Source organism: Sphingosinicella soli, assembly GCF_014199685.1.
Lineage (GTDB): Bacteria > Pseudomonadota > Alphaproteobacteria > Sphingomonadales > Sphingomonadaceae > Sphingosinicella > Sphingosinicella soli.
In genome coordinates this window covers 1-23,586 of the sequence record NZ_JACHNZ010000008.1, presented here as the reverse complement: position 1 = coordinate 23,586, position 23,586 = coordinate 1, and the positions used below count along the sequence as shown (strand labels likewise).

The window sequence follows — 23,586 nt, the reverse complement described above, 5'->3', positions numbered from 1 at the left end:
CAGCAAAGGTAGGCGAGGAGGCAACGGGCGAGAGCAACATGACAGCGAGATTCTACGGTTCCATTCCGGCACTTGTCACCCCGTTCCGCGATGGGTCGGTGGATTTTGCGACGTTCGAGGCTTTCGTGGACTGGCAGATCACCGAAGGCAGCACCGGACTCGTGCCCTGCGGAACCACCGGCGAATCGGCGACGATGACGATCGACGAGCACAACGCCGTGATCGCCGCCTGCATCAAGGCCGCCGCGGGCCGCGTGCCGGTGATCGCAGGCTGCGGCTCCAACGATACGGCTTGCGCCGTTTCGCACGCCCGCCACGCCGAGAAAGCCGGTGCGGACGCGGCGCTTGTCGTCAGCCCCTACTACAACAAGCCGAACCAGGAAGGCCTGTATCAGCACTTCAAGGCCATCGCCGATGCGACCAGCCTGCCGATCATCCTCTATAACATTCCCGGGCGGAGCGTTGTCGATATCGCCCCCGCGACGATGAAGCGGCTTTCCGAAATCCCGAACATCGTCGGGGTGAAGGACGCAACCGGCCTGATCCAGCGGATTTCCGAGCAGCGCCTCTCGTGCGGCACGGACTTCATCCAGCTTTCGGGCAACGACGACATGACGCTGGGCATCATGGTGTCGGGCGGGCACGGCTGCATATCGGTGACGGCGAACGTCGCGCCGCGCCTGTGTGCCGATTTCCAGACCGCGTGCCTCGAAAAGCGCTGGGACGACGCGCTTGCACTTCAGGACCGGCTTTACCCGCTCCACGCCGGCCTCTTCTCCGATGCAAGCCCCGGGCCCGCGAAATATGCGCTGTCGAAGCTCGGCAAATTGAAGGAAGAGCTGCGTTTGCCGATGGTCCCCGCCGGAGAGGCGGCCCGCCACATCGTGGATGCTGCAATGGCACACGCCGGGATCGGTTGATGGCGCGTCCGCAACGGGCGGGGAGCTTCAGCAAGGTCAAGACCGTCGCTGAAAACCGCAAGGCCCGCTATGAATACGCGATAGAAGACGTTTTCGAGGCCGGCATCGCCCTTACCGGTACGGAGGTGAAGTCCCTGCGTTTCGGAGAGGGCACGATCGCGGAGTCCTATGCCGAGGTTAACGCCGAGGAAGTGTGGCTCATCAACGCCAACATCCCGGAATTCAGCCACGGCAACCGCTTCAATCACGAACCCCGGCGACCCCGCAAGCTGCTGCTCCACAGCCGCGAAATCGCCAAGCTGCACGGTGCCGTCGCCCGTCAGGGGATGACATTGGTGCCCCTCTCCATATATTTCAACGAACGGGGTCGTGCGAAGGTCGAACTGGCACTGGCCAAAGGCAAGAAGCTGCACGACAAGCGGGCGACCGAGCGCGACCGTGACTGGAAGCGCGATCAGGCGCGAATCTTAAGAGATCGCGGTTAGGGTTTTTGAATGCGGTTCATCAAATGGCTGAAGGAAAAGCACCCCTCGCGAGAGGCGATGCTGGGCAACCGCTGGATGCGGCCCTTCGCCAATACCATCGGCAATCCCGTTATCTGGCACTTCAACCGGAAATCGGTGGCGCGCGGCGTTGCCCTCGGGATGTTCTTCGGCCTGTCCATACCCTTCGCGCAGGCCCCCGCCGCTGCGCTCTTTGCGGTGCCCTGCCGCGCCAACCTTGCCGTTGCCGCGTTCGTTACGTTCATCTCGAACCCGCTGACGACGCCGTTCATCGCCATCGGCGCGTACCAGATCGGTGCCTGGTTGCTGAACAGGCAGGATGGCGGACTGCTTGCGAACATGACCGCAGACCACTGGGCCGAAGATCTGATGGTGGTCGTCACCAATGCGCCGCTGCCGCTCGCGATCGGGCTTTTCGTGATCGCGACGCTGGGTGCGGTGATCGGGTATTTGGGCATCCATCTGATCTGGCGGCTGTGGATTCATCAGCGCATGGAAATCCGCCGGAAGCGGGATGCACGGCGAGCGGGAGACGGCGATGGACGGGTTCCGGGAAAAACTGGTTGAAACGAAAAAGGCGTGGGCGCGCGCCGGGCGCCTGCTGACCGGCAAGACCGCCGAGCACGGCGCGGATCGCCTCCCGCCCGGGCAGCGCCTTGTCGAAAACTGGCCGGTGCTTGATCTTGGTATCCAGCCCGATGTGCCCAAGGCAGACTGGCGGCTCGCCATAGACGGCGCGGTCGAAAACCCCGTCACGTGGGATTGGGACCAGTTTCTTGCGCAGCCGCAGAGCGAGGACGTGTCCGACATCCACTGCGTCACCCAGTGGTCGCGCTACGACAATCGCTGGAGCGGCGTCACGACGCGCCATATCGCGGATGCCGTGAAGCCGCACGCGGATGTGAAGCACGTGCTCTTCACCAGCTACGACGGCTACACGACGAATGTCGATTACGCGCACTTCCTCGAAGAGGATTGCCTCGTCGCTCATGCCCATGATGGCCAGCCGATAAGCCGCGAACACGGCGGTCCCGCCAGGCTCGTGATTCCGCGCTACTATTTCTGGAAAAGCCCCAAGTGGGTAAAGCGCATCACCTTCACCACCGAGGACAAGCCCGGCTTCTGGGAAGTGCGCGGCTATCACAACGTCGGCGATCCGTGGCTGGAGCAGCGCTACAGTTAAATCCTTGACGCGCGGAAGTTGCCCCGTCATGGACGGCAGCACGTGTCGGGGAGTGGCGCAGCCTGGTAGCGCATCTGCTTTGGGAGCAGAGGGCCGGAGGTTCGAATCCTCTCTCCCCGACCATATTTTCAATCACTTAGACGAAATCAAACGCGGCCAACCGACAATCTGGGTTACGTTTTGGGCTACACCATCAAGCGAAACGCCCGCCGTGTCAGGGCGGGCGCTGTGTGGTTGATGGTGACGGTGAATTTAGAGCGCGTCGGCTTCGAAGTCGGCGGCGAGACCATTTCGATCGCGCAGGCGAGTGTGGACTTGCCTCGGAAAAGTGGAGAGTTTTCCTTGTCTGAAAGGTGCAGGACGAGGGCTTCGCGATCGGCCGGCGACGGACCGCACGACTGATGCGCGAAAACGACATCAAAGCCCGGCAGAAGCGACGGTTCAAACGGACCACTGACAGCCAGCATGCCTAGCCTGTGGCGCCCAATATCATCGATCACGGGTCCGGATCAGAAGTGGGGCGCTGACATCTCTTATGTCTGGACACGGGAGGGCTGGCTCTACCTGGCCGTCGCTTGACAAATATAGGAGCCTCAATGCCATGGTCGAGACGTTCTTCAAGACGCTGAATTCCGAGCTGATCTGGCGGTCGATCTTCTACACCCGTACTGAAACCGACAGGCCATTGCCCGCTACATCGACGGCTTCTACAATCCTGTCCGCCGACACTCGACGCTCGACTTCCTCAGCCCCGTCCAGTTCGAACGAAGGGCCGTCAACTGAGGCCATGACTCTCCACTTTACCGAAGCAAGTCCAAGGCACGGTTTCCCAGCCGTTAGGTTGCTTTTCTCTTTTTTTCTGCCCATTTTTCTTTTATTGAAAATCTGCAGAGTTTCAGAAAAGGTGGGCGCAATGGGGTTTGCATTTGTACGCCTATGGATGAGCGCGCTGGCTTTTCTTTGCGTCGCGGCGCCTGCTCAGGCTGACCGCTTCGATCCGGTCCGCGAGACGATCCGGGAGCAGTTGGTCGAAAATGGTGTCCCTTCCGTTGCCGTTGCCGTCCTGCAGGACGGGAAAGTGGTTTGGGAAGAGGGCTTCGGCTGGGCGGATCGTGAGAAGCGGATCGCGGCGGATGCGCATACGATGTATTCGCTCGCTTCGATTTCCAAGCCGATCACCACGACCGGGCTGATGACTTTGGTGCAGAGCGGCAAGATTGATCTTGACCGGCCCGCCGATGATTATCTTGGCGCCGCAAAATTGAACGCGCGCGTCGGGGATGCGCGCGCAGCGACGGTCCGGCGGGTTGCGGGGCATACGTCCGGATTGCCGCTGCATTATCAGTTTTTCTATGAAGACGAACCCGTCGCACGCCCGCCGATGGGAGAGACGATCCAGCGCTACGCCAATCTCGTTTCGGCACCCGGTGCGCGGTATCAATATTCCAATCTCGGGTTCGGCATACTTGATGAGATCATCAGCCGGACATCGGGGCTGAGCTATGCCGATTTCATGCGGCGCGAGGTGTTTCTGCCGCTTGGGCTTACGCGCACATCGGTCGATATCGGGCCCGGTCTCGAAGCGTTCGCGGCGACCCGCTATGGCAGGAATGGCGAACCCATTCCATTCTACACGTTTGACCATCCGGGTGCTTCCGCAGTTTTTTCGAGCGCCCATGACCTGATCCGCTTTGCTGGGTTTCATCTCAAGAACCGTCTGCCGGGGCAGAAGCCGATTCTGAACGCCGCTTCGATCGACGAAATGCAGCGTCCGGTCGATCCGCAGGCGGTGCGCGAGGACGGCAGCGGTTACGGCGTCGGCTTCAACGTGCGGACGAAGGACGGTTACCGCGTGGTTTCGCACAGCGGCGGCATGGGCGGCGTGGCGACGATCATGCAGATTTTTCCGGACCGCAATATTGCTCTTGTGGTTCTCACCAATTCCAGCAGCCCCGCGCCGCGCATCATCGCAGACAAGATCGCCGCGATCATGCTCCCTGGCTGGAAGCCGTCGCCTATCCCTGCAGAGCCGCAAACGCTGCCGTTCGCGCCGACACCGGCGCTTGCCGGAACATGGAAAGGCACGTTGTCGACGCCGGAGAAGACGCTGCCGGTCGAGCTTGTCTTCCAGCCCGACGGATTGATCCGCGCTGCGTTCGGCGAGCAACTTCCGACCCTCGTTTCGAAGGGGCGTTTCGAAAACGATGTCTTCAGCGGTGATCTCAATGCCCGCGTTCCGAACACGGATGTTCAGCGCTTCAGCTATTTCGTCCGCCTCACGCTTGAGCTGGATGGCGCGACGCTGCGCGGGGCCGCGACAGCGATCGGAGATATGGACAATGACCGCGTGAGAAATGCTGTCGCGCACTGGTTGTCGCTGACCAGACAGCCGTGAGCGCGAGTGGTTAATTCGCGTTTCCCATGTTCGCTTCCGACTGATATCAGCGGCGCTGGTCAGGTTCGGAAATATGAGGGGCGTGAACTGCGTCCCGTGTGAGGTTGTGGGAATCGTATGGCCGAAACCTTTTCCCCGGCGGGACCACCGCGGGTGCAGTTGGCGTTACCTTCGCCGCTGGAGACTGAATTTCGTTCCACTCTCGATGCTGCCGGTGTCGGCCATGTGAGGATCGCGGCGGCGGCACTTTTCGGAGAGCCGCCGGCCCCCCTGGCGAAGCTGCCGCTGATCGTCGCGGCGGAGAGGGGCCTTGTCGCCGGAACGGACCGCCCGTTGGCGGATGTCCGAATTCTATCCAGAATAGCACCAATTATAGTCATTCTGGACGACGATGCGTTGGACGACGCGATATCCATTATGGATATTGAAGGTGTCGAACTGGCCGCATGGCCGCTGGAAGCCGAGGGCACCTTGAGCATTCTCGAACGCATCGACATCGCGCAGGGGTACATCGCAGGTGTGCGGGAGACCGGACGCGATGCCTTCGTCCAGATCGGCATGCTGAGCGACGAGGTGAGCCGGATCGCGGACCAGCTCGCGCGCCTCGCGAGCCGGCAGGATGGCGCAGTGTTGCCGGACGTGGCGATCCACCGGAGTGCTGCGGAAACGGCGCGGAGTATCCGCGAGATCATTCGCAAGCGGCAGGCGCGGAAGCAGTTTTTCCCCGCAGAGCTTTTCGCCGATCCGGCCTGGGACATCATGCTCGACCTTGCGGCCGCGCGTCTCGAAGGCAAGCAGGTCAGCGTTTCCAGCCTTTGCATCGCCGCCGAAGTGCCGACCACGACCGCGCTGCGCTGGATCAAGGGCATGACCGACGCGGGCATGCTCGCGCGGCGCAACGATCCAGGCGATGGCCGCCGGAGCTTTATCGACCTTTCCGACGAAGCGGCCGAGGCGATGGAGCGCTATATCGGCCTTGTCGAGAGCGGAGCGATCTGACCTAGAAGGGGAGCAGGTTCTTCTTCTTGGAAAAGCGCAGATAGCCCGCGTTCACCCCGAGCCGCCAACCGACACCCAGCTTGATCGGCACAATCACGACGTCGCCGCGCTGCACATATTGCGCCGATAAACCGCCGATCAGGTAGGCTTTCCCTTCCGCCGCCGGATAGGCGCGCAGCAGTTCTTCCGTATCGTAGAGCTTGTAGATGAGAATGAACGTCTTGCTGCCGTCGGCGCCGACATCGAAGCCGATCGACGGGCCGCGCCAGAAGATCGGCATTTCGCCTTCGACCTTGTGGTAGAGCTTGCCTTCGCCGTAGCGCACGCCGATGCCGATCGCCGCGCCGCCCTCGCGTCCCGCGATATAGGCGTTCGGCTGACCGAGATCCTTGAAGATCGTTTCGATCATGCGTGCGAGGCCTTCGGCGCCGCGCCCGAAGACGTTTTCGGCGGCCGTGAGCACTTCGCTTTCGCTGAACACGGGCTGGAGGTCGCCGTCGCCCACCACGCCGGGAGCAGTCGTTGCGGCGGGCGCTGCGGCGACGCCGCTTTGAGCCGACGGCGCATCCGACGGGGATCCGGGTGGCGGCGGAGGCGGCGGGGTGGCGGTTGCGGGCGCCGCGGGCGCTGTCGATTGCGGCACTTCGGCGGCCATCGTGCCGTAGGCGGCTTCGGTCTGCGGAACAGGAGCGAGATCGGCGCCGGCATCCTGAGCGCGCGCGGTCGCGGCGAGGAGCATCATCGAAAACGCTGCCAATCCGGCCCGGCCCATACGAAACATCAAACCTCTTCTCCCGCTTCATTGTCGGTTTCGGGCAGACCATGCGACGGGGAGTCCCCGAAATCAATGGCGCCTGCAGCAGCCCTACTTGAAAGCCCCACGGCTTAACGCGGCTTGAACCGCAGGAGGGCGCGCTCTTGTCACCCGGGGCCGGGCATGTTGAAATGCGGGCAAATGAGTCCGACTCGGCGACGGACGGCCAGATTGGGGAGAACAACGTGACGCTGCAGGACGATATCGCGCGCGTTTCGGTACGCACCATGACCGACATCCGCCCGGCGGCGGAAGCCTTGCGCGACATGGTGGAGCGCAACGCGCCGGCGTTCCGGATCGCCCTTACCGACAATATCTGTTCGAAGCGGCCGATGGTGGACGACGAGGGCAACACGCTTTCATCTGAAGTGTTCGGCTTCGTGAGCGACGAGGAGCGGCAGTGGAGCGAGCACCGCGTGGCGCTGAGTTCGCCGCTGCTTCGCGCCTGCCGATACGAAAGCGAGCCGTTCTGGGCGAACGAGGCGGGCTTTCGGACGCAGCAGCCGAACCCCTATCTCGACGGCATCGACCTTTCCAACTTCGACAAGCGCGCGATGTGTCATGCGGCGGTCGTGATTCCCGTGCATCTGCCGTTCGGGCAGATCGGGGTCGCCGTGATCGGGTCGGCGCGAAACCTGTCTGAACTCGACGAAGTTTACGAAAGTTACGCCGACGAATGGGCCGTCTGGGTGCACCGTTTCCTCGCGGGCTATGTGAAATTGATGCGGACGCGCAAATGGCTGCCGATGGACTGCCAGCTGACCAAGCGCGAGGTCGAGTGCCTGCGCTGGGCGGCTGTGGGCAAGACCGACAAGGAGATCAGCCTGATCCTTGCGCGAAGCCACGCCACGGTGCGCTTCCATATCCAGAACGCGGGCGAGAAGCTGGACGCGGTGAACCGCAGCCAGACGATCTTCAAGGCCGCGCAGCTCGGCTATCTGGGACTCGCCGCCTGACGCTTTCCACTTCGCGAAGTGAGCGAAGTGGAGGCCAAAACGAATATTCGGTGCGCGGCGGCAAATGATACCTGCGCTTCAAAGAGCAATCGGCACTCTCTTCACAGGTTTTCCTATTTTGGAAGGGGTTGTGAGGGACGCACTATCCCGCCCCGAAACCGCCGCCGCCGGGGGTTTCGATTTCCACGGCATCGCCTGACTGAACTTCGGCGCGCGCGGTTGCGGCCAGCGGCTCGATCATGCCGTTTGCGCGGATGACGCGGCCTGTGCCGGACTTTGCGTCCGCGCCGCCGGCAAGGCCGAAGGGCGCGATGCGGCGGCGGTTGGCGAGCAGGCTGACGGTCATCGGTTCGAGGAACGTGAGGCGGCGGACGACGCCGTCGCCGCCCTTGTGGCGGCCTGCGCCGCCGGAGCCGGGGCGGACGGCGAAGTGTTCGACGCGGACCGGAAAGCGGAGTTCGAGCACTTCGGGATCGGTGAGGCGGCTGTTGGTCATGTGCGTCTGCACGGCGTCGGCACCGCCGAAATCCGGGCCTGCGCCCGAGCCGCCCGCGATCGTTTCGTAATATTGATGGCGGGCGTTGCCGAAGGTGAGGTTGTTCATCGTGCCCTGCGCGGCGGCCATGACGCCGAGCGCGCCGTAGAGCGCATCGCAGATGACCTGGCTGGTTTCCACGTTGCCCGCGACGACGGCGGCGCCCGCGCGCGGATTGAGCATCGAGCCTTCGGGAACGATGAGCGTGATCGGGCGCAGGCAGCCCTCGTTCATCGGGATGTCGTCGTCGACGAGCGTGCGGAAGACATAGAGGACGGCGGCGCGGCACACCGACAGGGGCGCGTTGAAATTGTCGGGGAGCTGCGCGCTGGTGCCGGTGAAATCGACCGTGGCCGCGCGGCGTTCAGCGTCGATGGTGACGCGCACCGCGATCGCCGCGCCGTTATCCATTTCGTAGCGGAAACGGCCGTTTGCCAGCGCGCCGATCGCCTGGCGCACGGCGGCTTCGGCATTGTCCTGAACATGGCGCGTGTAGGCTTCCACGGTCTCGAGGCCGAATTCGGCGATCATGGCGCGCAGCGCATCGCCGCCGCGCGTGCAGGCGGCGACCTGCGCCTTCAGATCGGCGATGTTCTGGGCAGGATTGCGCGCCGGCCAGGGGCCGGATTCGAGTGTATTTCGGGTGTCTGTTTCGCAAAACGCCCCCGCCGAGACGAGCATCTGGCTGTCGAAGAGGACGCCTTCTTCACCCAGCGTTTTTGAATCCGGGGGCATCGAGCCGGGGGTGAGGCCGCCGATATCGGCCTGATGGCCGCGCGCTGCCGTGTAGAACAATATGTCGCCGCCGTCCGCGCGGGCGAACACGGGCGCGACGACGGTGACGTCGGGCAAATGCGTGCCGCCGTTCATCGGATTGTTGAGCGCGAAGGCGTCTCCGGGGCGCATCCGGCCGCCGTGCGCGCGGATGACGGCGCGCACGCTGTCTCCCATCGAGCCGAGGTGCACGGGCATGTGCGGCGCGTTCGCGATGAGTCCGCCGCTGAGATCGAAGAGCGCGCAGGAAAAATCGAGCCGTTCCTTGATGTTCACCGAGTGCGCGGTCGTCTGGAGCGCAATGCCCATTTCCTCGGCGATCGCCATGAAGCGGTTGTTGAAGATTTCCACCATCACCGGATCGGCATCGGTGCCGAGCGCGCGCTGCGCGGGGAGGGGGACGGTGCGGCGGAGGATGAGGTCGCCGCCGGGCGAAACCTCGCCGCGCCAGTCTGCGTCGATCACCGTGGTGGCGCCGTCTTCGAGGATGACGGCGGGGCCGTTTATGGCCTCGCCGGGCACGAGAGCGCCGCGCGCGAGGACGGGGGCACGGACGGGCGCGCCGTCCACGATCATGGTGCAGGCGGAGGCGGCCTGCGCCGCGTTTTCCACGCGGATCGGAGGGGCGGGCCAATGGCCGACCGCTTCGACGCTCACCGCCTCGATCACCAGCGCGGCGCCCGGCATCACGTAGCCGAAGCGGGCGCGGTGCTCGGCCTCGAAGGCGGCGCGCATGTCTTCGGGCGGGGCGAGGGGGAGGGAGAGGCCGCTGTCTGCGCCGCCATAGCGAAGCTCGGCGCGGCGCGAGACGGACACGCCCGCGAGGTCGCTTGCCTGCGCGGCGAGCGCGGCGCGGGCATCGGCTTCAAGCGTGTCGGCGAGGGCTTCGGCGGAGGCGATGCCTTCGCCCAGCGGCGCGCCGAGCGTGCGTTCGCGCAGCGCGGTGAGATCGGCAAGGCCCATGCCGAGCGCGGAGAGCAGCCCGGCAATGGGGTGCACGTAGACTTCGCCGATGCCGAGCGCGTCGGCGACCTTGCAGGCGTGCTGACCGCCCGCGCCGCCGAAGCTGGAGAGCGTGCAGGTGGTGACGTTGTGGCCGCGCTGGATGGAGATTTGCCGCACGGCCTTCGCCATGCCGTCGATCGCGATGGCGATGAAACCCTCGGCAAGCGCCGCGCCGGTGATCGGGCGTCCGGCGGCGGAGACCTCGGCGGCGAGCGCATCGACATGGCGGACGACGGTGTCGCGGTCGAGCGGCTGATCGCCGGAGGGGCCGAAGATCGCCGGGAAGTGCGCGGGCTGGATGCGGCCGAGATAGATGTTGCAGTCGGTGATCGTCAGCGGCCCGCCGCGCCGGTAGCTCATCGGGCCGGGGTTCGCGCCCGCCGATTCCGGGCCGACGCGCAGGCGCGCGCCGTCGAAGCGGCAGATCGAGCCGCCGCCCGCCGCGACCGTGTGGATGGCAAGCATAGGCGCGCGGATGCGCGTGCCCGCCACGACGGTTTCGTGCGTGCGATCGAAGCTGCCGGTGTAGAGCGAGACATCGGTGGAGGTTCCGCCCATGTCGAAGCCGACGACGCGGGTGATGCCCGCCGCCCCGGCGGTCTTTGCCATGCCGACGATGCCCCCCGCCGGGCCGGAGAGGATGGCGTTCGCGCCGGTGAATGCGCCTTCGCCCGCAAGGCCGCCGCTCGACTGCATGAACATCAGGCGCGTCGCGGGATCGAGCTTGCCCGCCACCTGCCGCACGTAGCGGCGCAGTGCAGGGGACAGGTAGGAATCGGCCACGGCGGTGTCGCCGCGCCCGACGAGCTTGATGAGCGGGGCAATCTCGTGGCTGACCGAAATCTGCGTGAAACCAGCGGCTTCCGCGAGGGTCTTGAGACGGCGTTCATGGTCCGGGAAGCGGTAGGCGTGCATCAGCACGATGGCGACGGCGCTCATGCCGCGCGCGCGGGCGGCGGCAAAGCCTGCGGCGGCGGCGGCTTCATCGAGAGCGTGGACGATCGCGCCGTCCGCCCCGATGCGCTCGGCGATCTCCAATACCTCTGCATAGAGCGGCGCGGGCTTTTGAATCGCGCGGGTGAAGAGTTTCGGGCGGGCCTGATAGCCGATGGCGAGCGCATCGGCGAAGCCGCGCGTGATCGCGAGCAGCGTCGGCTCGCCCTTGCGTTCGAGGAGCGCGTTGGTGGCGACCGTGGTGCCCATCTTCACCGACGCGACCGACGCATCGGGCGCGCGGCCGAGCAGGCGGGTGATGCCCTCTATGGCGGCGTCGGCGTACTGCTCCGGGTTTTCCGAGAGCAGCTTGGCGGTTTTCAGCGTGCCTTCAGGCGTGCGCGCGACGATATCGGTGAACGTGCCGCCGCGATCGATCCAGAATTGCCAGCCCTGCGCCATGCAGCCGGGTTACAGGATGCCGCCGCCGATCGAAAGACGAACCGCTGCCAGAATCAGCACGAAGATGTTGAGATTGCGGCCGCCGTTGCTGTCCGACAGGACGCCGATGCCCGCGCCGAGCGCCGCGATCGGCAGGGCCAGCCAGTTGATGATGCCGATGAAGGGGAACAGCCCGATAATGCCCACCGTCAGCGCGACAAGGCCGATCAGGATGGAAATGAGATTCAGCATTGCGGGTTCCAGTGTATCGTTTGACTATAACACCAATTTAGGTTGTCTCGCGGACTTGGCAAGATGCGCGGCGAGATGATTGACCCGAAAGACCTCCGCGAGCTGCTGATCGCCCATGCCCGCGCGCGCGAAAGCGTGACCTATGCGGAGGCGCTCGGCGCGTTCGGATATCGCTTCTCGCGGCCCAAGATGCGCGCGCTGTGCGTGATCCTGGGCGATGTCGATGCGCACGCACGCGGGCTGGGCGAGCCGGACATGGCGGTGCTCGTCGTGCGCCAGTCCGACGGGCTGCCGGGGCAGGGCTGGTGGGTGGCGGGCGGCGCGGAAGGGTACAAAGGTCCATGGGAAGGCCCGGACGCGCGGCGGCATGTGGCGAAGCTGCAGACGCGGGTATTTGATTACTGGGCGGGGCGGTGATCCCGTCCTGAACTTGTTTCAGCATCCATAGGACAGCGTCGCTGAACCGGCGCATGGACCCTGAAACAAGTTCAGGGTGACGCTGAGGCTAGAGGTGACGCGGACTTTGGGGTTCCGCCGCTTACATTACAGCTCGCGCGCGGCGAAGGTGTTGCATTGCTCGGCATCGCCGGTGTCGTAGCCGCGCTTGAACCAGCTCATGCGCTGCGCCGACGTGCCGTGCGTGAAGCTGTCGGGGACCACGTAGCCCTGCGACTGGCGCTGCAGGCGGTCGTCGCCGATGGCGTTGGCGGCGGCGAGGGCTTCCTCTATGTCGCCGGGTTCGAGCTGCTGCTGCACCGTGCGCGCCCAGAGTCCCGCGTAGCAATCGGCCTGCAGCTCCATCTTCACCTGCAGCGCGTTCGCCCGGGTCTTGCCGACGCGCGCCTGTTCCTGGCGGAGCTGAGCGGAAAGGCCGGTGACGGTCTGCACATGGTGGCCGACCTCGTGCGCGATCACATAAGCCTGCGCGAAATCGCCGCCCGCGCCGAGCTGGGTTTCGAGCTGATCGAAGAAGCTGGTGTCGATGTAAATCTTCTGGTCCGCCGGGCAATAGAACGGCCCGGTCGCAGACTGCGCCGCGCCGCAGCCGGACTGGCCCTGACCCGCGTAGAACACGAGCGTCGGCTCCGGATAATCTTCGCCCGACTGCTGGAAGATGCGGTTCCACGTGTCTTCGGTGTCTGCAAGCACGGTGCAGGAGAAGCGGTGGATGTCGCTGCGTTCGCAGCCCTGGCCTTCGCCGGGGACGGCGGACGGCACCTGCTGCTGCGCGGGAACACCGCCCTGCTGCGACATGCCCCCGAGAAGCTGCATCGGATCGACCCCGAAGACGAGCGCGAGCACGACGACGATAACGAGACCGCCGCACCCCATGCCGCCCTTGCCGCCGATCGGCAGCCTGCCGCCGCCCATCGGAAAGCCCATGCCGCCGCGCCCGGTCTGGTCCTCGACGTTGTCGCTCATTCTGCGGCCGCGCCAGCGCATGGATCGTCTCCCCGATTGTTCGTGGGCGAAGGTAGCTGTTCGCCCGGCGGGCGTAAACTATTCCGCGACGGCCTCTTCTATCACGGCGTAAATGCGCGAGAGGTCCGTCTCGTCAGTGCAGTAGGGCGGCATCAGGTAGACGGTGTTGCCGAGCGGGCGGAGCAGCACGTCGCGCTCGCGGAAGGCCGCGAGGAGGCGGGGGCCGAGCGCGGAGAGGTAGTTGCCGGCCGTGTCCTCCACCTCCACCGCCGTGATCGTGCCGATCTGGCGGGCGTTGCGGATGCGCGGGTGGGCGGCGAGTTTCGCGAGGTGCGCGCTCTGCCGCGCCGCGAGGTCGGCGATGCGCTCAAGCACCGGCTCCTCCCGCCAGATGCCGACGTTGGCGACGGCGGCGGCGCAGGAGAGCGGGTTCGCGGTGAAGCTGGACGAATGGTAGAAGAGCTTCGCGCGGTCCTGAGACAGATGCGCCTCGAAGATCGGCGGGGTCGCGAGCGTGACGGCGAGCGGCACCGCGCCGCCGGTGAGGCCCTTCGCGAGGCAGAGGATGTCCGGCACGATACCGGCCTGTTCGCAGGCGAGCAGCGTGCCGGTGCGGCCCCAGCCGGTCATTACCTCGTCGGCGATGAAGATCACGCCGTGGCGGCGGCAGATGGCGTGCATCTCCGCGAGCGTGCCCGCGCCGTACATCATCATGCCGCCCGCGCCGAGCACCAGCGGCTCGACGATGAAGGCGGCGGGGCTCTCCGTGCGGCACAGGCGTTCGAGCGCGTCGAGCGTTTCCTGCTCGCGGCCTGCGGCGGGGAAGGGGACAGTGCCGACGTCGAAGAGCAGCGGCGCGTAGGCGGCGTTGTAGACGCCGCGCTCGCCCACCGACATCGTGCCGATCGTGTCGCCGTGGTAGCTGTGCTCCATGACGAGGATGCGGTGGCGCGCGCCGCGATCGCGCCAGTAGCCGAGCGCCATCTTGAGCGCGACCTCGACGGCGGTGGAGCCGCTGTCGGAAAAGAAGACGTGCGCGAGCGGGGCGGGGAGCATCTCCACGAGCGCCGCGGCGAGCGTTTCGGCGGGTTCGTGCGTCCAGCCCGCGAAGATCATCTGGTCGAGCTTGCCCGCCTGATCGGCAATGGCGGCCATGATGCGCGGGTTGCAGTGGCCGTGCGTCGTCACCCACCACGACGAGATCGCGTCGATGATGCGGCGGCCGTCGTCTGTGTAGAGCGCGCAGCCTTCGGCGCGGACGATGCGGGGGATCGGCTCGCCGAGACCGTGCTGCGTGAACGGGTGCCAGACGGGCGAGGTCATCGGAAATCCTCCAGCCGGAACGCGGACGCGAAGGCGGACGACAGAGACGGTGCGGTGAGGGGCACGCGGGGGAGGCGGCCGAGACGCCTGACGTTGCCGATCGCGCAGATGGTGGCTTCGCTGTCTTCGTTGGCGTCGCCGGAAAAGGCGATGCCGAGGATGGGCACGCCGCGCGACCGGAGGGCTTCGATGGTGAGCAGGCTGTGGCTGATCGTGCCGAGCTCTGTGCGGGCGACGATCACCACCGGGAGCGCCCAGCGCGCGAAGATGTCGGCATAGAGGATATGGCGTGTGACGGGCACGAGCGCGCCGCCTGCGCCCTCCACGACGAGCGGATCGTGCGGGGGAAGCGGGAGGCCCGGATCGATCTCGATGCCGTCCAGCTCGGCGGCGCGGTGCGGGGAGCAGGGCGTGGTGAGGCGGTAGGCTTCGGGGAGGATGTAGCCTGCCGGAAGGCCCGACAGCGCCGCGACGCTCTGCGCATCGCTGCCGTCTTCAAGCCCCGCCTGCACCGGCTTCCAGTAGTGCGCGCGCAGCGCTCCGGCGAGCGCGGCGGCGAAGACGGTCTTGCCGACGCCGGTATCCGTGCCGGTGACGACGATGCGGCTCATGCAAGCGCGCCTTCGAGAACGGCGGCGAGCGCGGATATGTCGTCTTCGGTGGCGTTCAGCGTGAGCGTGATGCGCAGGCGCGAGGTGCCCGCCGGAACCGTGGGCGGGCGGATGCCGCGCACATCGAACCCGGCCGCCTGCACGGCGGCGGCGGCGCGCATGGTGCGGGCGTCGTCGCCGAGGATGACCGGCATGATCTGCGAGCCGGAGATGAGCGCGCCGTGCGGGCCGAGCACGCGCTCCGCATGCGCGATGAGCGCCGCCAGCCGGGCGCGGCGATCGTCGGCGCTTTCGATGATGCGCAGCGCGGCGCGCACCGCCGCCGCCATGAGCGGCGAGGGCGCGGTCGAGAAAATGAAGCCGCGACCGCGATTGACGAGGAAATCGGTGACGACCGCAGGCGCGCAGACGAGCGCGCCTTCGCAGCCGAGCGCCTTGCCGCAGGTGTGCAGCGTGATGACGTTTTCGCGCCCTTCGAGCGCCGACGCGAGACCGCGCCCGGCGGCCCCGAACACGCCGGTCGCATGCGCCTCGTCGATGATGAGCACGGCGCCGTGGGCTTCGGCAAGCGCGGCGAGATCGGCGAGCGAGGCGCGGTCGCCGTCCATGCTGTAGAGGCTTTCCACCGCGATCCACACGCGGCCCCTGCCGCCGGAGGCGCGCCATGCGGCGATGGCGTCTGCCACGGCGCCGACATCGTTATGCGGCGCGGCGCGGGTTTCGGCGCGGGTAAGGCGCAGGCCCTCGTGAACGCTGGCGTGGATGAGTTCGTCGTAGACGACGAGGTCGCCGCGCTGCGGCAGGGTGGAGATGATCGCCGAGTTCGCGGCGTAGCCGGTGCTGAACCACAGCGCGCTCTCCGCGCCGAAGAACGCCGCCGCCTCCGCCTCCAGCGCTTCGTGCTCGGCATCGTTGCCGCGCAGCAGCCGCGAACCGCCCGAGCCCGTCGGCACGCCGCGCGCCAGCGCATCGGCGATGGCGGCGCCAAGCGCGGGATCGCCGGACAGGCCCAGATAGTCGTTCGACGAGAAATCTATGCCCGTGCGCGGGATGAGTCTGCGCCGCCGCGCCGCAGCTTCGAGCGCGGCAAGATCGGCGACATGATTGGCATAGTGCGACATCGCGCGCTGACTAGACGAAGACGCACAGGGGGACACGCGTTTTTTGTGTCTTGCAGGATCGCGTTTTTCTCCCCATCTTTCGAATCGAGTTCAACAAAGCGAAAGGAGGTGACCGATGTCTCATGGTTCAGCGATGGGGTCGGTTCAGCTCGTTCGGGAATATCGCGCCTGAGGCCACGGCCAAGGGAGTAGACGGGTTCCCGGGCCGGAGTACCGGCCGCTGACCCATGCGAAAGGCCGCGTCGGATATCTCCGGCGCGGCCTTTTTCTTTTTCTTCCGCATCGCAGCAGTTTGGGATGAGGCGAGCCTGCGCCGGGACGGGCCGTTCCGTGCGTTCATTTCGGGCGGAACCTTCGGTCTATGCTGCAGTTGCTAATGTGAGGGGCGCGTTCCGCCCACAACGAGAGGGAGAAGAATGAAGTATTCCATGTTTCTGAAAGCCGCCGCTGTTTCGGTTCTGATCGCTGCGCCGGACGGCACAGGTCGCGGATCCTGCTGCCGCGCCTGCCGCTACACCCGCTCCAGTAGACGCTGGGGCGACCGCGCCGGCCACCGCACCGGCGGCTGAAGTGGCGACCGCTGTTGCGGTCGATCCGACCTCGGTTATCGGCAATGTGCTCGCGACGCCGGAGCTCAGCACGCTCGCGCAGGCGATGAGAGCGGCGGAACTGGTCGATGATCTTTCCCAGCCCGGCCCGTTCACGGTGTTCGCGCCGAATAACGACGCCTTCGCGCGGCTTGGCGCGGCGACGGTGCAGCAGCTTATGCAGCCCAACGCCAAGGAGCAGCTTTCGGGTCTCATCAATTACCTCGTGATCCCCGGCAAGATGACGCAGGCCGATGTCATGGCCGCGATCGAAGCGGGCGGCGGCAAGGCCGAGGTAAAGACCGTGCAGGGCAGCGTGCTGACCGCAACGCTGGATGCCGGTATCGTCAAGCTGACCGACAGCCAGGGCAACGCGACCTATATCACCAAAGCCGACGTTCAGGCCTCGAATGGTGTCGTTCACGTCGTCAACGGCATTGTGGTTCCGGCGCAGGGCTGACACCGCCCGGCGCCCCGCAAGCGCGTAACATTCAAGGCTTTACAGGAATGCCCCGTGCCCTTATGCGGCGTGGGGCATTTCTATTTCTGGGTGAATTCGCCCTTTTATCCCCGATATCCCCGTTATCCACAGGCGGCCGAGGCCATTTTTCGCTTGGGCGACTCACGGATTCGTGAGACCTTGCAGATGTGGTCGGAAGGCGGCGGAAGCCCGGAAACGAGCGGAAACCCCCGGAAAATCACCAGGGTCACGGTTGAATTCCCGTATGCAGCGCGCAAGCGAAGCCTTCAGGAAACACTGCTGATCCCCGATGCCGGACCTTCCGGTCCGCAACGCCAGCCCGTGCGAAGCACAGGTGACGCGAGCGGTCGGCGAACGACATCGAAATGCGAAACCGTTCGATCCCCCCGGGACCGTCGGAGACGCAAGCCCCGAAGCCCGGGCACAGGCCGGATGGCCGATGTGCGGGACCAACGGAGCGAGTGGGGGCTGGCCGAAAGGCCAGCCCCCGTTTGCTTTGGACAGGGATTTCGCCCAGGCCGGGCTGTAAAGCGCGGCTTTCTGCGCTTCCGGTGCTCACGTACCTTTGGTACGCTCCGCTCCGGTTCTCGAAATCCACACTTTTCGCCTCGGCCTGAACGAAATCCCTTCGTCCAAAGTGCTTCCTCGGGTCATTCGACCTCGCGTTTCAGGATTTCCTGGCGGACGCGGACGGAGCGGGTGGCGATGCCGGTTTCGATGAGGAAGATGACGAGGCCCGCCACGATCAGCGCCATCGCGGCAATGAACAACGCCGCGACGATCGTGCCGACCGCCGCATCGGCAAGATCGCCGACGAACAGCACGCCGATGACGAGGCAGACCGCAAGCGCGCTCGATACGCACGCGTAGATCGCCCAGTGAACGAGCACCATGCGGCGATCGAGAACGACAAGCTCGGCCATCGCGCGGGCGCGCATCGTTTCATCGTAGCCAGTGATATCCCTTTCCAGCGCGCGTGCGCGGTCCACCACGCGGCCCAGCCGGTTCGCCATCACATTGAGCAGCGCCCCGATCCCCGCGATCAGGAAGACCGGCGCGATCGCGAGCTGAACGGCGTGGCCGATGTCGGCGATCTGCACGCCGGTGAAAGGGGAAGGATTCATGGCGCGGAGCGTGCCCAGACCCGCTCTCCGCGTCAATCCATCGGATTTGACGGAACCTTTCGCGGCGCAGTTCGTGGGTTTTCCATACCCCACGCGAAACACGAGGAGACCGATCATGCCGAAGACCGATACCACCAAAACGCAGAAACTGCCGAAGCGCGTCGCGGGCGTGAAGCTTTCCAAGCCGATGCGGATTCGGGGCGGAAAACTGCTTGCGGCGCTGAAGCATCCCGTCGTCGCGCCGCTCGCGCTTGCCGCCGTTGCGGCCGGGGCCGTCGCGCTCAAGGACAACGATCGTGTGCGCTCCGCCGCAGGCAAGGCCCGCACCAAGGCAGGCGAGGCCGCATCCGGTCTCGGCCACGGCGCCGCCGTGATCGGCTCCGCCGTGGCGGCGAAGGCAAGCGCAGGCAAGCGCCGCGTCGGCGAGGCCTATCAGCACGCCAGCGAAGCCTATGACGCGAGCCACGGCAACGGCACCGGCAACGGCAAACCGGCGAAAAAGCCGGATCAGCGATCGGGTCGGACGGCCTCGAGCGGGCCATCAATCGCTCAATAGGTGCATGTCATGAAAGCTCAGTCGCCGCGTTCGTTTCGAGCGCGGCGGCTGAGCGTTCCGATACCTTACTCCGCCGCCGCGCTCTTCAGTTCGGCGGCTTTCGATTTCCGTTTGGCCTTGGGTTTCGCTGCCTTCAGCGGGGCGGCGGGTTGTTTTTCCAGGAGGGGTTTCAGGTAGCGGGCGGTGTAGCTGGCTGCGACGTTCGCGACGGTTTCCGGCGTGCCTTTGGCGACCACGTTGCCGCCTGCGTTGCCGCCTTCGGGGCCAAGGTCGATGATCCAGTCGGCGGTCTTGATGACCTCCAGATTGTGCTCGATCACGACGATGCTGTTGCCCTGCTCGACGAGCGCGTGGAGGACTTCCAGGAGTTTGCGCACGTCTTCGAAGTGAAGCCCGGTGGTGGGTTCGTCGAGGATGTAAAGCGTCTTGCCGGTGGCGCGGCGGGAGAGTTCCTTGGCGAGCTTGACGCGCTGCGCCTCGCCGCCCGAGAGCGTCGTCGCCTGCTGGCCGACGTGGATGTAGCCCAGCCCGACCTCGACGAGCATGCTCATCTTGTCGCGGATGGCGGGGACGGCCTTGAAGAATTCGGCAGCGTCTTCCACTGTCATATCAAGTACATCGGCGATGGACTTGCCTTTGAACTTCACCTCCAGCGTCTCGCGGTTGTAGCGCTTGCCCTTGCAGACGTCGCAGGTGACGTAGACGTCGGGCAGGAAGTGCATCTCGATCTTGAGCATGCCGTCGCCCTTGCACGCCTCGCAGCGGCCGCCCTTTACGTTGAAGCTGAAACGGCCGGGCTTGTAGCCGCGCGCCTTCGATTCGGGCAGCTCGGCGAACCAGTCCCGGATGTTGGTGAAGGCGCCGGTGTATGTGGCGGGGTTCGAACGCGGCGTGCGGCCGATGGGCGACTGGTCGATGTCGATGACCTTGTCGAGATGTTCGAGGCCCTTCACATCATCGACCTGCGCGGAGATGACGCGCGCGCCGTTCAGCGCCCGCGCGGCGGCGGCATAGAGCGTGTCGATCGTGAAGGTGGATTTGCCTGATCCCGACACGCCGGTGATGCAGGTGAACGTGCCGAGCGGGATCGAGACGCTGATGTCCTTGAGGTTGTTCGCGCGCGCGCCCTTCACGGTGATCTTCTTGCCGCTGCCCTTGCGGCGCACCTCGGGCACCGGCACCGCGCGGCGACCGGAGAGATAATCGCCCGTGAGGCTGTTCGGGTTGGCGAGGATATCCGCGAGCGTGCCCTGCGCGACGACATGACCGCCGTGCGCGCCCGCGCCGGGGCCCATGTCGATGACATGGTCGGCGGTGCGGATCGCGTCTTCGTCGTGCTCGACGACGAGGACGGTGTTGCCGAGATCGCGCAGGCGCTTCAAGGTTTCGAGCAGGCGGTCGTTGTCGCGCTGGTGGAGGCCGATCGAGGGCTCGTCGAGCACGTAGAGCACGCCCGAGAGGCCGCTGCCGATCTGGCTGGCGAGGCGGATGCGCTGCGATTCACCGCCCGAGAGCGTGCCGGATTTGCGATCCAGATTGAGGTATTCGAGCCCGACGTTGTCGAGGAAGCCGAGGCGCTCGACGATTTCCTTGAGGATGCGCTCGGCGATCTGGTTCTGCTGGTCGCCGAGTTTGGCGGGGAGCGCCTTCGCCCAGCGGAAGGCGTCGCCGACCGGGCGGCGTACGGCGTCGGCGATGGTCTCGCCCGCGATCTTCACGGCGAGCGCTTCGGGCTTCAGGCGCGCGCCGTTGCAGGTTTCGCACGGCGCAGCGGACTGGAAGCGCGAAAGCTCGTCGCGCATCCACTGGCTGTCGGTGTCGCGCCAGCGGCGATCGAGATTGTTGATGACGCCCTCGAAGGGCTTCTTCACCTCGTAGGATTTGCGGCCGTCTTCGAAGCGCAGCGTGATCGGGATGCCGCCGGTGCCGGTGAGCACGACGTCGCGGATCTCCTCGGAAAGCTCGTTCCACGGCGTGCGCAGCGAGAAATCATAGGCGCGCGCGACCGAGCGCAGCACCTGCATGTAATACGGCGAGGGCGGGTTGGACTTCGCCCACGGCACGACGGCGCCCTTTTCGATGCTGAGGTTCTGGTTCGGCACGACCAGCTCGGGATCGAAATAGAGCTTCTCGCCGAGACCGTCGCACGCGGGGCAGGCGCCGTGCGGGGAGTTGAACGAGAACAGGCGCGGCTCGATCTCGGGAATCGTGAAGCCGGACACGGGGCAGGCGAACTTCTGCGAGAAGAGGATGCGTTCGCCGTCACCCTTTTTGCCGTCGACCATCTCGACCACGGCCAGTCCTTCGGCGAGGCCGAGCGCGGTTTCGAAACTGTCGGCGAGGCGGGCTTCAAGCCCCTCCTTCACGACGAGACGGTCCACGACCACGTCGATGTCGTGCTTGTATTTCTTGTCGAGCGCGGGCGCCTCTTCGATCGGATAGACGGTGCCGTCGATCTTCACGCGCTGGAAGCCGGTGCGCCGCCATTCGGCGATCTCCTTGCGGTACTCGCCCTTGCGGCCGCGCACGACGGGCGCGAGCAGCATAAGGCGGGTGCCTTCGGGCATCGCCATGACGCGGTCGACCATCTGGCTGACCTGCTGCGCGGCGATCGGCTCGCCGGTGGCGGGCGAATAGGGGATGCCGACGCGTGCCCACAGCAGCCGCATGTAATCGTAGATCTCGGTGACGGTCGCCACGGTCGAGCGCGGGTTCTTCGACGTGGTCTTCTGCTCGATCGAGATGGCGGGGGAGAGGCCGTCGATATGATCGATATCGGGCTTCTGCATCAGCTCCAGGAACTGCCGCGCGTAGGCGGAAAGCGACTCGACGTAGCGGCGCTGGCCCTCCGCGTAGATCGTATCGAAGGCGAGGCTCGATTTGCCGGAGCCCGACAGGCCCGTCACCACCGTCAGCGTTTCGCGCGGAATTTCGAGGCTGATGTTCTTGAGGTTGTGCTCGCGCGCGCCGCGGATCGAAATGTGGGTCAGCATAGGGAGGGCTGTCGTTTCCTGTTTGTTCCGGTCGGACACTAGCCGCAAAACGGCGCCGGGGGAAGACAGCAGATGGGGGTGGCGGATGCGCTTGGCAAGGCGGCGCAGCGGTGGGTGGATGCCGACGCGCGGGAACCCGTCAGCGGGTCTTTTTGTGTTTGTCGATCAGGACGGCCTGTTGCCACCGGCCCGGCGCCTTGTCCGTGCGGTGGATACAGCCCGCCCAGCAGCACGGCCGCTTCTTTCCCTCCCGCAGTTCGTCGCAGGTCCGCTCTATCCGGCGTTGACGCGTTGCCGCCTGCCTGGCGTCATCGACCCAGCAGATGAATTCGTTCCGACCGAGCGGCGTGAGCTTTTCCCATAACGCCAGGATCGCAGGATCTGATCGCACTGCGGCTTGAAGGTCGTCACGAGCCTCGTGGACAGTGCCGTGGAGAAAAGCGTTCGTCAAAAGAGCTCCGGGTAAGCGCGGCCGATTCCATTTTGATCGCCGGATCATCGAATGTCCAGAATGGCGCGCCCGGCAAGGCGGTGTGCCGTGCGGCTGGCGCTTCGGGCAAGCGGGGTTTATGCTTGCGTTGCTCGAAGCGGCGATGAGGGGAATTCGCATGCGTTTGATCGTGGCGGCGACGGCGTTTTCCTTCTGTCTGGGCTCAGCCGCTGCATTTGCGCAGCGCGCGGGCACGCTAATTTCGGCCGAGCCTGTGGTGGAGACGCCGGGCGGATCGCAGGCCTGGAAAATCGCGTACTGGACGACGAACGCGGACGGGAAGCGGATCCGCGTGACGGGCATGGTCGTTGCGCCGCGCGAGGCCATGCCTTCGAAGGCGCGCGACGTGCTCGCCTGGACGCACGGCACGCTGGGCGTGGCGACGCGCTGTGCGCCGTCGCTCAGCCCCCTGTTCTGGACGCATTCGCCGTGGATGGCCGGTATTCCCAAAGGCTATGTCGTGGTGGCGCCGGACTATCCGGGTCTCGGCAGCGATGGCGTGCATCCGTATCTTGTGGGGCGGGATACGGGGCGTTCGGTGCTCGATGCGGTGCGCGCGGCGCGGTCCATCAAGGGCGCCGCGGCGGGCAACCGCTTTGCCGTGTGGGGCGAATCGCAGGGCGGTCACGCGGCGCTCTGGACCGGGCAGATCGCGCGCACCTATGCGCCTGAACTGAAACTGGTCGGTGTCGCCGCAGCGGCGCCGCCGACCGACCTGATCCAGAACGTGCGGACGGTGCCGAACAAGACGGTCGGCGCGCTGATGACCGCCTTTATCGGTTACAGCTGGTCGAAGCATTACGGCGCGCCTTTGTCCACGCTCGGCGGAACGCAAACGCAAGGCATCATCACCCGGCTAGCGCAGAACAACTGCGTCGCGCTGGAGGCGAAACCCAAACTGCTGACCATCGCGGGAATTCTTACGCTGCAAAGCCGCCTGAAGGACAAGGACATGGGCACGATCCAGCCCTGGGCCCGGCTGGCGCGCACCAACAGCCCGGCAACCACGCAGTTCGGCGTGCCGATGCTCATCGCCCAGAATCCCAAGGACGATCTGGTCGAGCCCTCGGTAACTGTTTGATCCCAGGCTTTGATGGTGCATTATTCAGCCAGCAATGGAAGGATGCGCTATGGGACAGATACTCCATGGGAGCGCCACAACGACTGA

The 23,586-nt window shown here is 65.6% G+C and carries 23 protein-coding genes, 1 tRNA gene and 1 pseudogene; 14 read left to right on the top strand and 11 right to left on the bottom strand.

Annotated elements, in window-relative coordinates; translation table 11 throughout:
• Positions 1-38 precede the first annotated feature (38 nt).
• The 5 genes from dapA to GGQ98_RS04670 all read left to right on the top strand — a co-directional run bounded on the left by dapA (position 39) and on the right by GGQ98_RS04670 (position 2,729).
• Positions 39-920 carry a 4-hydroxy-tetrahydrodipicolinate synthase gene (gene dapA, locus GGQ98_RS04690; RefSeq protein ID WP_184065860.1) on the top strand — a complete coding sequence of 294 codons (882 nt, stop codon included), beginning with the start codon at positions 39-41 and terminating at the stop codon, positions 918-920.
• Positions 920-1,405, top strand: coding sequence for an SsrA-binding protein SmpB (gene smpB / locus GGQ98_RS04685; RefSeq protein WP_184065857.1), 486 nt, complete (start codon positions 920-922; stop codon positions 1,403-1,405). Before dapA ends, smpB begins: the two co-directional genes overlap by 1 nt.
• A 9-nt stretch (positions 1,406-1,414) precedes the next feature.
• Positions 1,415-1,990, top strand: a complete 576-nt coding sequence (locus tag GGQ98_RS04680; protein ID WP_184065854.1) for a DUF2062 domain-containing protein — start codon at positions 1,415-1,417, stop codon at positions 1,988-1,990.
• Positions 1,962-2,606, top strand: a complete 645-nt coding sequence (locus GGQ98_RS04675) for a sulfite oxidase-like oxidoreductase (RefSeq protein ID WP_207791262.1) — start codon at positions 1,962-1,964, stop codon at positions 2,604-2,606. The genes GGQ98_RS04680 and GGQ98_RS04675 overlap by 29 nt, the downstream gene beginning before the upstream one ends.
• A 46-nt stretch (positions 2,607-2,652) precedes the next feature.
• Positions 2,653-2,729: transfer RNA gene (locus GGQ98_RS04670), tRNA-Pro, on the top strand.
• 62 nt (positions 2,730-2,791) lie between these two features.
• On the opposite strand, the gene GGQ98_RS04665 is transcribed toward GGQ98_RS04670, so the two are convergent.
• A complete protein-coding gene (locus tag GGQ98_RS04665; protein WP_184065848.1) occupies positions 2,792-3,073 on the bottom strand; it encodes a hypothetical protein in 282 nt (93 codons plus the stop codon).
• Here GGQ98_RS04665 and GGQ98_RS04660 point away from each other — a divergent pair.
• From GGQ98_RS04660 to GGQ98_RS04650, 3 genes and pseudogenes are all read left to right on the top strand, one after another.
• Positions 2,957-3,389 (top strand): annotated as a pseudogene (locus GGQ98_RS04660) (IS3 family transposase); the annotation flags it as partial. The gene GGQ98_RS04665 and the pseudogene GGQ98_RS04660 overlap by 117 nt on opposite strands.
• Before the next feature lie 4 nt (positions 3,390-3,393).
• Complete coding sequence (locus GGQ98_RS04655; protein WP_341534139.1) at positions 3,394-5,001, top strand: serine hydrolase domain-containing protein; 1,608 nt, start codon at positions 3,394-3,396, stop codon at positions 4,999-5,001.
• A gap of 417 nt (positions 5,002-5,418) precedes the next feature.
• Positions 5,419-6,000: a helix-turn-helix domain-containing protein gene (locus GGQ98_RS04650; protein WP_184065841.1), complete on the top strand. Its 582-nt coding sequence runs from the start codon at positions 5,419-5,421 to the stop codon at positions 5,998-6,000.
• Position 6,001: 1 nt separating this feature from the next.
• Here GGQ98_RS04650 and GGQ98_RS04645 read toward each other — a convergent pair whose 3' ends face one another.
• The gene (locus GGQ98_RS04645; RefSeq protein ID WP_184065838.1) at positions 6,002-6,781 is read right to left on the bottom strand and encodes a DUF1134 domain-containing protein; all 780 of its coding nucleotides are present in this window, start codon (positions 6,779-6,781) and stop codon (positions 6,002-6,004) included.
• Positions 6,782-6,999: 218 nt separating this feature from the next.
• Between GGQ98_RS04645 and GGQ98_RS04640 the strand changes: the two genes are divergently transcribed.
• A complete protein-coding gene (locus GGQ98_RS04640; protein WP_341534134.1) occupies positions 7,000-7,770 on the top strand; it encodes a helix-turn-helix transcriptional regulator in 771 nt (256 codons plus the stop codon).
• Positions 7,771-7,912: 142 nt separating this feature from the next.
• Here GGQ98_RS04640 and GGQ98_RS04635 read toward each other — a convergent pair whose 3' ends face one another.
• Positions 7,913-11,479: a hydantoinase B/oxoprolinase family protein gene (locus GGQ98_RS04635; RefSeq protein WP_184065832.1), complete on the bottom strand. Its 3,567-nt coding sequence runs from the start codon at positions 11,477-11,479 to the stop codon at positions 7,913-7,915.
• 9 nt (positions 11,480-11,488) lie between these two features.
• Complete coding sequence (locus GGQ98_RS04630) at positions 11,489-11,710, bottom strand: hypothetical protein (RefSeq protein ID WP_184065829.1); 222 nt, start codon at positions 11,708-11,710, stop codon at positions 11,489-11,491.
• Between the two features lie 75 nt (positions 11,711-11,785).
• Between GGQ98_RS04630 and GGQ98_RS04625 the strand changes: the two genes are divergently transcribed.
• On the top strand, positions 11,786-12,127 hold the full coding sequence (locus GGQ98_RS04625; RefSeq protein WP_184065827.1) for a ribose-phosphate pyrophosphokinase: 342 nt from the start codon (positions 11,786-11,788) through the stop codon (positions 12,125-12,127).
• 126 nt (positions 12,128-12,253) lie between these two features.
• Here GGQ98_RS04625 and ypfJ read toward each other — a convergent pair whose 3' ends face one another.
• Genes ypfJ through GGQ98_RS04605 form a run of 4 tightly spaced genes read right to left on the bottom strand, consistent with a single transcriptional unit; the run spans position 12,254 to position 16,187 of the window.
• A complete protein-coding gene (gene ypfJ, locus GGQ98_RS04620; protein ID WP_184065825.1) occupies positions 12,254-13,153 on the bottom strand; it encodes a KPN_02809 family neutral zinc metallopeptidase in 900 nt (299 codons plus the stop codon).
• Between the two features lie 57 nt (positions 13,154-13,210).
• A complete protein-coding gene (locus GGQ98_RS04615; protein ID WP_184065823.1) occupies positions 13,211-14,455 on the bottom strand; it encodes an adenosylmethionine--8-amino-7-oxononanoate transaminase in 1,245 nt (414 codons plus the stop codon).
• Complete coding sequence (gene bioD, locus GGQ98_RS04610; protein ID WP_184065821.1) at positions 14,452-15,066, bottom strand: dethiobiotin synthase; 615 nt, start codon at positions 15,064-15,066, stop codon at positions 14,452-14,454. Before bioD ends, GGQ98_RS04615 begins: the two co-directional genes overlap by 4 nt.
• A complete protein-coding gene (locus tag GGQ98_RS04605; protein WP_184065819.1) occupies positions 15,063-16,187 on the bottom strand; it encodes an 8-amino-7-oxononanoate synthase in 1,125 nt (374 codons plus the stop codon). Before GGQ98_RS04605 ends, bioD begins: the two co-directional genes overlap by 4 nt.
• Positions 16,188-16,603: 416 nt before the next feature.
• Between GGQ98_RS04605 and GGQ98_RS04600 the strand changes: the two genes are divergently transcribed.
• Positions 16,604-16,756, top strand: a complete 153-nt coding sequence (locus GGQ98_RS04600) for a hypothetical protein (protein ID WP_184065817.1) — start codon at positions 16,604-16,606, stop codon at positions 16,754-16,756.
• A gap of 1 nt (position 16,757) precedes the next feature.
• Positions 16,758-17,234, top strand: a complete 477-nt coding sequence (locus tag GGQ98_RS04595; RefSeq protein WP_341534133.1) for a fasciclin domain-containing protein — start codon at positions 16,758-16,760, stop codon at positions 17,232-17,234.
• A 671-nt stretch (positions 17,235-17,905) separates the two neighbouring features.
• Here the strand turns inward: GGQ98_RS04595 and GGQ98_RS04590 are convergent.
• Positions 17,906-18,379 carry a DUF2721 domain-containing protein gene (locus tag GGQ98_RS04590; protein ID WP_184065814.1) on the bottom strand — a complete coding sequence of 158 codons (474 nt, stop codon included), beginning with the start codon at positions 18,377-18,379 and terminating at the stop codon, positions 17,906-17,908.
• Positions 18,380-18,494: 115 nt separating this feature from the next.
• Between GGQ98_RS04590 and GGQ98_RS04585 the strand changes: the two genes are divergently transcribed.
• Positions 18,495-18,935, top strand: coding sequence for a hypothetical protein (locus tag GGQ98_RS04585; RefSeq protein WP_184065811.1), 441 nt, complete (start codon positions 18,495-18,497; stop codon positions 18,933-18,935).
• A gap of 65 nt (positions 18,936-19,000) precedes the next feature.
• Here GGQ98_RS04585 and uvrA read toward each other — a convergent pair whose 3' ends face one another.
• Both uvrA and GGQ98_RS04575 read right to left on the bottom strand, forming a co-directional pair.
• The gene (gene uvrA, locus GGQ98_RS04580; protein WP_184065808.1) at positions 19,001-21,928 is read right to left on the bottom strand and encodes an excinuclease ABC subunit UvrA; all 2,928 of its coding nucleotides are present in this window, start codon (positions 21,926-21,928) and stop codon (positions 19,001-19,003) included.
• A 139-nt stretch (positions 21,929-22,067) separates the two neighbouring features.
• On the bottom strand, positions 22,068-22,379 hold the full coding sequence (locus GGQ98_RS04575) for a YdeI/OmpD-associated family protein (RefSeq protein WP_184065805.1): 312 nt from the start codon (positions 22,377-22,379) through the stop codon (positions 22,068-22,070).
• A 157-nt stretch (positions 22,380-22,536) separates the two neighbouring features.
• Between GGQ98_RS04575 and GGQ98_RS04570 the strand changes: the two genes are divergently transcribed.
• Entirely contained in the window at positions 22,537-23,499 is a 963-nt protein-coding gene (locus tag GGQ98_RS04570) for a lipase family protein (RefSeq protein ID WP_184065802.1), read from the top strand.
• Positions 23,500-23,586 lie beyond the last annotated feature (87 nt).